Below are 8,566 nucleotides of genomic sequence, written 5' to 3' on the forward strand. Positions count from 1 at the left end.
GAGGCTGGGACAAAAGTCCTAGCCTCTTAATTGTTTTTGGATTGTCGAGCAAGACGCAGTGGTTGAGTGGGCTCTACTACACTGATTTCATCAGCTTTTACAGCCCTACTCAACTGTGCGGAGGTGGGACGACGAAATCGAATTCTAACGAATGACCGATTTCTGTCCCACTCTCTCTTTACTTCTCAAAAACTACCTCTTGATGGGCAAAACGTGCCACTTACTGAAAAGCCCTTGTTTTGTTTTCAACAGCTGTTATAATGGTACTATCAAAACGTTGGGAAAGGAGTTTTATGAAAGTTAGAATCGAATTGGATCCATCAACGGATGAGCCTGAGATCTTGATTCGAGCTCCGCGCTTGACCCCGGAATTGACCCAGCTGCAAGAGAGAATCCTAGAACAAAAGGTCGCTCCTTTGGCCTTCTACAAGGATCGAAGTGAGTATTTTCTGGATTTGGCATCTATCCTCTTTTTTGAGACGGACGGGGAGAAGATTTTTGGACACACCAAGGACGAGGCCTATGAGGTCAAACAGAAGCTCTATGAGTTGGAGGAGCTACTTCCCATCGCCTTTTGTCGAATTTCCAAATCCACCATTGTCAACGCAAAGCAGATCTATTCTCTAGAAAAGTCTTTTTCAGGGACCAGCACGGTCAATTTCTACCAGACCCATAAGCAGGTTCACGTATCTAGACGCTACTATCAACTCTTAAAAGAACGACTAAATGAAATGAGGTAATATCATGAGAAAAAAATTAATTGGAGTATTCTTAATCCTTTTAGCAGCCTTAATCCTTTTACAGGGCTATTTTGTAAAATGGGACATCAGCATCTGGACCTTAGCTTGGGTTACCTTGCTTGCCGTTCTGTCCCTCTCTAGTTTCTTAAAACGCCATTTTGGTTGGGGCTTCATCTATGGACTTTTAGCCCTCTTTTGTCTCAATGGGCAATACCATTTCCTCCCAGTTTCAAATTCAGTTGTCATCCTTTCCTCAATTCTCGCTGTGATTGGGCTCAACATTTTGTTTAAACCCTCTAAGAAAACAAAAGCCCGCCTAGCTTCCTATTCTGCTGGGTCCATGAGTAAGTCGGATGGCAATGACATTGATGTCACTTTTTCAACAGTGACAAAATATCTCAATGACCAACACTTTACCCGCGGAAGTGCAGATGTGAGTATGGGAGAAGCATCGGTTTATTTTGACAATTGCCGCATCGAGGGTCCATCTGCTCAGTTTGTTGTCGATGTTTCCCTTGGAAGTTTGAGTCTCTATGTACCAAGTGATTGGCGTGTCCATGTAAATGTGGATAATTCCCTCTCAGCGATCCAACATCAGGAAAATCCAAGTGCTCTGACAAGCAAGGATTTCTACATTACGGGCGATGTTTCCTTAGGAAATCTGGAAATTATCTATGTCGGAGCGAATTCGTTTTCTTAAGTCTGAAATGAAAAACTTTGGCCAAAAGCTTGCCAAGAGAGATTTTTTTTGGTAATATAGTACGGTATGTGGTGCTAGCACATCCGTTATATTAGATCTAATAGGAGGAAACACAGAAATGGCTAAAGTATGTTATTTCACAGGTCGTAAGACTGTATCAGGTAACAACCGTTCACACGCTATGAACCAAACAAAACGTGCCGTAAAACCAAACCTTCAAAAAGTAACTGTCCTTATCGATGGTAAACCTAAAAAAGTTTGGGCTTCAGCTCGTGCATTGAAATCTGGTAAAGTAGAACGCGTTTAATAAAGAATATAGAACCTCATAGAGGTTCTTTTCTTTTTCTCTAGAGACAGCTGTCACAGCGGGAGAAGAATAGTCCCTACCCTTTTACAGTTGACCTCTTTTATGGTAAAATAGAATATAAAATACTTTTGAGGTAGAAATTATGACAGTAAAAATCAATACAAAGGACGGTCAAATTGAATTGACTGATGAGGTTATCGCAACTGTTGTAGGCGGTGCCGCTACTGAGATCTTCGGTGTGGTTGGAATGGCCAGCAAAAATGCGATCAAAGATAATTTCCAAGCCCTCCTAGGGAAAGAAAACTTCTCTAAAGGTGTTGTTGTCAAAACAACGGAAGCAGGAACTATCGCAGTTGATGTTTACACTGTTTTGAGCTATGGAACAAAGATTAGCGAAGTCTCAAAAAATATTCAAGAACGTGTGAAATTTAGTTTGGAAAATCAACTTGGAATCACTACGGATACTGTGAATGTCTATATTCAAAATATCAAGATTGTGGGAGAATAATCGTGGCTAATATTACTACAAGTTTATTTCAAGAAATGGTTCAAGCGGGGGCTACGCGCTTAAATAAACAAGCGGAATATGTAAACTCTTTGAACGTCTTTCCTGTACCAGATGGAGATACAGGGACTAATATGGGAATGACCATCGAAAATGGGGCCAAAGAAGTATCTGACCGTTCTGCATCAACTGTTGGAGAAGCGGCAGGGATCTTCGCTAAAGGTCTCTTGATGGGTGCGCGTGGGAACTCAGGAGTCATCACTTCTCAATTGTTCCGCGGATTTTCTCAAAGTGTCAAAGACAAAGAAGAATTGGATGGAGCAGCACTTGCAGCAGCCTTCCAGTCTGGTGTAGAAGTTGCTTATAAAGCCGTTATGAAGCCGGTTGAAGGAACCATTTTGACGGTTTCTCGTGGGGCAGCTATCGGGGCCAAGAAAAAAGCAGAATCTACCAACGATGCAGTAGAAGTCATGCGTGCAGCTCTTGAAGGAGCTAAAACAGCTCTTGCGAAGACTCCAGATATGTTGCCAGTCTTGAAAGAAGTTGGCGTGGTAGACTCTGGTGGTCAAGGGTTGGTCTTCATCTATGAAGGATTCTTGTCAGCCTTGACAGGTGAATTCATTGCTTCTGAAGAGTTCCAAGCAACACCTGCAACCATGTCAGAAATGATCAATGCAGAGCACCACAAGTCAGTTGCTGGTCATGTGGCTACTGAAGACATCAAGTTTGGTTACTGTACAGAAATCATGGTCGCTTTGAAACAAGGTCCAACCTATGTCAAAGACTTCGATTACGATGAATTCCGTAACTATTTGAACAACCTTGGGGATTCCCTATTGGTGGTGAATGACGATGAGATTGTCAAAGTTCACGTCCATACAGAAGATCCAGGTCTTGTCATGCAAGAAGGTCTTAAGTACGGAAGCTTGGTCAAGGTCAAAGTCGACAACATGCGCAACCAACACGAAGCGCAAGTTGAAAAAGAAGAGCGCCAAGCGAAGCCAGTTGAAGAAAAAGAATATGCCATCATCGCAGTCGTTGCGGGTGACGGATTGGCTGATATCTTTAAAGCGCAAGGAGTGGATTACATCATCTCTGGTGGTCAAACCATGAACCCATCAACAGAAGACTTTGTCAAAGCGGTTGAAGAGTTGAATGCACGCAACATTATTATCTTGCCAAACAACAAAAATATCTTGATGGCTGCTCAATCTGCAGCAGAAGTGATTGATCAACCTGCAGCAGTTGTTGAGACCAAGACCATCCCTCAAGGATTGACTAGTCTTCTTGCCTTTGATGAAAGCAAGTCGATCGAAGAAAACTACGAACGCATGAGCGCTTCATTGGGCGATGTTGTGTCTGGTAGTGTGACAACAGCGGTTCGCGATACCACTATTGATGGGCTTGAAATCCATGAAAATGATAATCTTGGAATGGTCGATGGCAAAATCGTTGTTTCAAATCCAGATATGCTGGAAACCTTGGAAGAAACATTCGCTCATATGTTGGATGAAGATAGTGAAATTGTGACCATCTATGTCGGTGAAGACGGCAGTGAGGAGTTGGCAAACGAATTAGCCCAAGCCCTTGCTGAGAAGTATGAGGATGTAGAAGTGGAAATCCACCAAGGAGGCCAACCAGTCTACCCATACTTGTTTAGTGTAGAATAATTGAACAGAAGGTTCCTTTCGGAACCTTTTTTGTATATAGAAAAATGAGGAGATTCCCTATGAAATCAGCGTGATTCAGAGGGATTGAGACTGAAGTGAACCCTCCACTGAGGCTTTATTCGTGAGAAAAAGGAGTTTCTGCAAAAAGTCTCACATTCATCAGATTTTTATTCAAATGGAAAAGCTTGAAATGAGGGGGAAATGGTTTGAGCAGTGGAGTTTTTAGACAAGAAAGACGCGATATGTTATACTGGTATCAGTATGTGAAAGGAGAGTTATAAAAATGAAGAAATTTTTTGTAACCCTTGGGCTAGCCATTTTGGTATTGACTGGTTGTTCGCAATCCCAAACGAAGAAAACTACAACCGCTAGCTCATCTAGCAGTTCCTCTGTTAAAAAAGAAGTAAAAAATGAAGAAAAAACCACAACCTTAGTAGGAGATATCAATGGAACAAAACACCGGGATATCATCAAGTCTAAGGGAGATAAGGTTGAAAACCTTCGCATCGAAGTGACGGCCGATCTGCCCCAACAACTTGGGACCATCGCAGCAGAGAAGTCACCTGAAGAGCTCACAGCAGCCATTCAAGCTTTGTTGGAGCAAAATGAAGACTACAAGAAGTTAAAAACCGTTCCTGGTTTTAGCTTGGAATACACAGTCACCCCAGAGAAAAAATTGCTCTCAACCAGTGTGATTGACCTCAACCAAATTGATGCCAAGTCTCTAGAAGAAATTTCTTACTTCAAAGATGCTGGTCTCAATGATTTGAAAAACATGAAGGCAGATGCCTTGGTCAAGGCCTTGAAATTGCATGGCATGAAAGAAGAAGGCCAGTAAGAAGAATAGAAAAAGTCGAGTGAAGTCACTTGGCTTTTTTTTAGTGACTTTTGTCATGTGAGCGAGTGACAAAATTATCTAGTGGCTGTTATTTTCTTTCGCTATAATATAGTCAGAAAGTAAGAGGTAAGGAAAAATGAAACAATGGTTCTATAAAGTGTTTACGTTAACAGTGGTGGGGATGGTCGTCTATTTGATCTTTTCAAAGGATGATAGTCTCTATTACCATTTCCCTTGGGAATTATTTGCTGGGATTGGCATCATGAGCTGGGCGGTTCAAGAAGGATTGAAAATGATCAAGGATGTTAAAAAGGAAATGGAGCAGTGAAAAAAACGGGAGTGACCTTGGTTGTTTTTGTCATCATTCCAGCTAGCCAAGCCTGCTTGAAAGGAGAGTATCATGAGCGTCATTAGAGTAGAGAACTTGAACAAAAGCATCAAAGGAAAAGTCATTTTAGAAGATCTTTCTTTTGCGGTTGAACGGGGGGATTGTCTGGCCTTAATCGGGCCAAACGGAGCTGGGAAAACAACCTTGATGAACTGTCTTCTGGGAGATATGAAAGTGACTTCTGGAATCATTGAAGTAGAAGGGAAGGCTCCTGGTCATCCTCGATTAAAGGCTAGTGTGTCCTATCTCCCTCAAGAGAATGCAATCGTTCAAAAGTTAACCGTGCAAGAACTGATCAACTTCTTTCGCTCTATTTATCCCAACCCCTTAACAGGGGAAGAAATTGATGATCTATTGCGTTTTACTCCAGAACAAAAGAAGCAATTAGCCAGTAAGCTGTCTGGTGGGCAAAAGCGTCTCTTATCCTTTGTGTTGACCTTGATTGGTTGTCCGAGTCTTTTGTTTTTGGACGAGCCAACTGCTGGAATGGATACGTCCACCCGCCAACGCTTTTGGGAGATCGTCGGGCATTTAAAGGAAGAAGGGGTGACCATTGTCTATTCTTCGCATTACATCGAGGAAGTAGAACATACAGCTGATCGGATCCTGGTCTTGCATCAGGGCCATTTGCTTCGGGATACGACACCTCTCGCTATGAGAAGCGAAGAGGTAGAAAAACATTTCACCCTACCTCTACGCTACCAAGCTCTAGTGGCAGAGATGGAAGGTATTGGTGAAGTGGTCATTAAACCCGATGCCCTTCAGGTTGTGACACGCGATGCCAATCGCTTGTGGAGGCAATTGCAAGAAGAAGGCTGTTCGATCCAAGAGATCGAAGTGACCAATCGAAGTTTATTGGATTCTATTTTTGAAAATACAAAGGAAGTAGGTAGAGAAGATGAAACGCATGAAAGCTCTTGGCGTGGTTGAGTGGCATTTGACCAGACGTCAAGCCATTTATTACTTGTTATCAATTGGGATGCCCACGGCCTTTTATCTTTTCTTTTCAGGGATGTACCAGGACACGCCAGGGGCACCCGCTCACTTTATGAGGGATTATCTTTTGTCCATGACGGCTTTTTCCATGATGTCTACGGCTATCTTTTCTTTTCCAACCGTTCTTGAAACCGATCGACTCAATAATTGGCAAAAAGTCTTGCGCCATACCCCCGTATCTATGGTAGAATATTATCTAATAAAGGTTGTGGGTCTCTTTGTCGATTTTCTCCTATCGATTGGAGTTGTCTTTACCGTAGGCCATGTGGTGCGGCATGTGAATATGCCCCTGCAGGATTGGATCTTAGGAGCCTTCCTTCTCATCCTAGGAAGCCTAGCGTTTGTGGCTCTCGGTCTGGTCTTGACCCTGCTTCCTTCTAGTCAATTGATGTCTGTTGTAGGTAATCTCCTTTACATGGGACTGGCTGTCATGGGAGGGCTATGGATGCCGATTAGTCTCTTTCCAGAATGGATGCAAGCCATCGGCAAATGCTTACCAACCTATCAATTGATGGAACTGATTAAGACCTTTTTAAACAAGGGACAGGTTAATGTCTTTACGAGTGTCTATTTAACCTTGTTTACCCTGGTCTTGTTTGCCCTTGTTATCATCTATCGTCGTCATTCTGAGGTTCGTTCATGATTGAAAAACTCAAACATATTCACCATATGTTTTACGTAGGCTTAATCTTTATGGCCTTTCCCTTTGCTTCTATTTTCTTAGGGCAGATTCCCTGGTGGCATTTCTTTTTAGCCATCTTCTTTATGATAAGCTATCTAGGAATCCTCATTACTGAAAATAAGAAACTGACCTGGCTTTTTTGGATTTATCTTCTACTTTATATTGCAGGAAATACCTTTTTTGTTGGAACTAGCTTTTGTTGGTTTTACTATTATCTGAGCAATATTTTGCTCTATCGTTTAGGGATTCGCGATTTTCGCTCGCCCTTTCTTTGGACGGCTGTTGGATCACTACTGATCCTTTTTGGAGCCCTGTTATTTAATAGGGAGATGAGAGAAAATGATTGGCTTTTTGTACTGATCATCTGCTTGTTCATCGCGATTATGACCTATAGTATGGCCCGGGCTGAGATGATGGAAGAGTTGAAAGCTGACCATGCCAAGCAAAACGCCCAGATCAATCTCTTGCTGGCAGAAAACGAGCGCCATCGGATTGGCCGTGATCTGCATGACAGTCTAGGACACACCTTTGCCATGCTGAGTGTCAAGGCGGACCTAGCTGATCAATTCTTGGCATTGGGCCAGGTTGAGAAGGCTAAGGAGCAGGTGCAAGAGATTCAAGCCATCAGTCAAGAGTCCATGCACCAAGTCCGAGAGATTGTCGAGAACTTGAAGCAGCGAACCCTGGCAAGAGAGCTAGAAACCGTCAAGCAAATGCTGGAAGTGGCGCAAGTAAAAGTGGAGATTCAAAATGAGCTTGATACAGCCAGCATCTCTCCGATTCTAGAATCTGCTCTGGCCATGGTATCTCTGGAATTAGCTACCAATATGATCAAACACGCCAAAGCGACGCAGGCTCTTCTCTCTTATCGCTCCACCGAGACAGGAGTGGAAATGGTCGCAGAAGACAATGGCATCGGCTTTGACAAAGTTTCCGACAAGGACCTGCACTCGATTCGCGAACGGATTGCCTTGTTGGGAGGAGAGCTGGAGATCAGTCATCAACACAAGCCGACCCGGATAGAAATACGGATCCCCTATCAAGAAAGGAAATAAGATGCGCTTATTAGTTGCTGAAGACCAAAGTATGTTGCGCGATGCTCTCTGTCAGCTCTTGCTCCTGCAAGAGGATGTGGAAGATGTCTTGCAGGCTGGCGATGGACAAGAAGCTATTCGCTTACTCGAAACCCATCCAGTTGATATTGCTATCCTAGATATTGAGATGCCCATCAAAACAGGGCTAGAAGTGTTGGAATGGGCCAAAAGCCAACAACCCCAGCTCAAGGTTGTCATCGTTACCACCTTTAAGCGGCCGGGCTATTTCGAGCGGGCCCTCAAGGCTGGAGTTGATGCCTATGTCTTGAAAGAACGTCGCATCACAGATTTAATGGCGACTCTTCATGCAGTATTAGCAGGGCAAAAAGAATATTCGCCTGAATTAATGGAAGGGATTTTGACCCATCCCAATCCTCTAAGCCCTCAAGAAAAGGCAGTTTTAAAAGAAGTCGCAAAAGGGGCTTCTAACCAAGAAATTGCTGATCGCTTATTCCTCTCAAACGGGACCATCCGCAATTATATGTCAACCATTCTGACCAAATTGGATGCGGAAAACCGGACTGAGGCAGCAAAAATTGCCCAAGAAAAGGGTTGGTTATAAGGAAGAAAAGAGAGTGGGACAGAAATCGGTAATTCGTTAGAATTCGATTTCGTCGTCCCACCTCCGCACAGTTGAGTAGGGCTG

The 8,566-nt window shown here is 43.2% G+C and carries 11 protein-coding genes; all 11 read left to right on the forward strand.

All coding sequences use genetic code 11. The annotated features are described in order from the left end of the window. Nucleotides 1-293: 293 nt before the first annotated feature. Nucleotides 294-740 (forward strand): LytTR family DNA-binding domain-containing protein, encoded by a 447-nt coding sequence (locus I2E70_RS10225; RefSeq protein WP_049505908.1) that lies wholly within the window; start codon nucleotides 294-296, stop codon nucleotides 738-740. A gap of 4 nt (nucleotides 741-744) precedes the next feature. Next, nucleotides 745-1,440 (forward strand): LiaF transmembrane domain-containing protein, encoded by a 696-nt coding sequence (locus I2E70_RS10230; protein ID WP_013904689.1) that lies wholly within the window; start codon nucleotides 745-747, stop codon nucleotides 1,438-1,440. A 118-nt stretch (nucleotides 1,441-1,558) separates the two neighbouring features. After that, on the forward strand, nucleotides 1,559-1,747 hold the full coding sequence (gene rpmB / locus I2E70_RS10235; RefSeq protein WP_001140948.1) for a 50S ribosomal protein L28: 189 nt from the start codon (nucleotides 1,559-1,561) through the stop codon (nucleotides 1,745-1,747). Between the two features lie 142 nt (nucleotides 1,748-1,889). Then, nucleotides 1,890-2,255 carry an Asp23/Gls24 family envelope stress response protein gene (locus tag I2E70_RS10240; protein WP_003004393.1) on the forward strand — a complete coding sequence of 122 codons (366 nt, stop codon included), beginning with the start codon at nucleotides 1,890-1,892 and terminating at the stop codon, nucleotides 2,253-2,255. Nucleotides 2,256-2,257: 2 nt separating this feature from the next. Then, a complete protein-coding gene (locus I2E70_RS10245) occupies nucleotides 2,258-3,922 on the forward strand; it encodes a DAK2 domain-containing protein (protein WP_061591343.1) in 1,665 nt (554 codons plus the stop codon). A gap of 283 nt (nucleotides 3,923-4,205) precedes the next feature. Beyond that, a complete protein-coding gene (locus I2E70_RS10250) occupies nucleotides 4,206-4,760 on the forward strand; it encodes an SP0191 family lipoprotein (RefSeq protein ID WP_023919327.1) in 555 nt (184 codons plus the stop codon). 136 nt (nucleotides 4,761-4,896) lie between these two features. Then, nucleotides 4,897-5,088, forward strand: coding sequence for a hypothetical protein (locus I2E70_RS10255; RefSeq protein WP_061591342.1), 192 nt, complete (start codon nucleotides 4,897-4,899; stop codon nucleotides 5,086-5,088). A 72-nt stretch (nucleotides 5,089-5,160) separates the two neighbouring features. Further along, nucleotides 5,161-6,078 (forward strand): ABC transporter ATP-binding protein, encoded by a 918-nt coding sequence (locus I2E70_RS10260; protein ID WP_195424652.1) that lies wholly within the window; start codon nucleotides 5,161-5,163, stop codon nucleotides 6,076-6,078. Beyond that, nucleotides 6,047-6,787, forward strand: a complete 741-nt coding sequence (locus tag I2E70_RS10265) for an ABC transporter permease (protein WP_195424654.1) — start codon at nucleotides 6,047-6,049, stop codon at nucleotides 6,785-6,787. The genes I2E70_RS10260 and I2E70_RS10265 overlap by 32 nt, the downstream gene beginning before the upstream one ends. Continuing rightward, nucleotides 6,784-7,881, forward strand: coding sequence for a sensor histidine kinase (locus I2E70_RS10270; protein ID WP_070660832.1), 1,098 nt, complete (start codon nucleotides 6,784-6,786; stop codon nucleotides 7,879-7,881). The genes I2E70_RS10265 and I2E70_RS10270 overlap by 4 nt, the downstream gene beginning before the upstream one ends. Nucleotide 7,882: 1 nt before the next feature. Beyond that, on the forward strand, nucleotides 7,883-8,482 hold the full coding sequence (locus I2E70_RS10275; RefSeq protein ID WP_049485788.1) for a response regulator transcription factor: 600 nt from the start codon (nucleotides 7,883-7,885) through the stop codon (nucleotides 8,480-8,482). Nucleotides 8,483-8,566 lie beyond the last annotated feature (84 nt).

The sequence above is a fragment of the Streptococcus parasanguinis genome, from assembly GCF_015556095.1.
GTDB classification, from domain to species: Bacteria; Bacillota; Bacilli; order Lactobacillales; family Streptococcaceae; genus Streptococcus; species Streptococcus parasanguinis_Q.

What these genes read in the sequence shown, in the direction of transcription:
- I2E70_RS10265 (WP_195424654.1), top strand. Translation starts at nt 6,047, where the DNA reads ATGAAACGCATGAAAGCTCTTGGCGTGGTTGAGTGGCATTTGACCAGA.
- rpmB (WP_001140948.1), top strand. Translation starts at nt 1,559, where the DNA reads ATGGCTAAAGTATGTTATTTCACAGGTCGTAAGACTGTATCAGGTAAC.
- I2E70_RS10275 (WP_049485788.1), top strand. Translation starts at nt 7,883, where the DNA reads ATGCGCTTATTAGTTGCTGAAGACCAAAGTATGTTGCGCGATGCTCTC.
- I2E70_RS10270 (WP_070660832.1), top strand. Translation starts at nt 6,784, where the DNA reads ATGATTGAAAAACTCAAACATATTCACCATATGTTTTACGTAGGCTTA.
- I2E70_RS10240 (WP_003004393.1), top strand. Translation starts at nt 1,890, where the DNA reads ATGACAGTAAAAATCAATACAAAGGACGGTCAAATTGAATTGACTGAT.
- I2E70_RS10250 (WP_023919327.1), top strand. Translation starts at nt 4,206, where the DNA reads ATGAAGAAATTTTTTGTAACCCTTGGGCTAGCCATTTTGGTATTGACT.
- I2E70_RS10230 (WP_013904689.1), top strand. Translation starts at nt 745, where the DNA reads ATGAGAAAAAAATTAATTGGAGTATTCTTAATCCTTTTAGCAGCCTTA.
- I2E70_RS10255 (WP_061591342.1), top strand. Translation starts at nt 4,897, where the DNA reads ATGAAACAATGGTTCTATAAAGTGTTTACGTTAACAGTGGTGGGGATG.
- I2E70_RS10260 (WP_195424652.1), top strand. Translation starts at nt 5,161, where the DNA reads ATGAGCGTCATTAGAGTAGAGAACTTGAACAAAAGCATCAAAGGAAAA.
- I2E70_RS10225 (WP_049505908.1), top strand. Translation starts at nt 294, where the DNA reads ATGAAAGTTAGAATCGAATTGGATCCATCAACGGATGAGCCTGAGATC.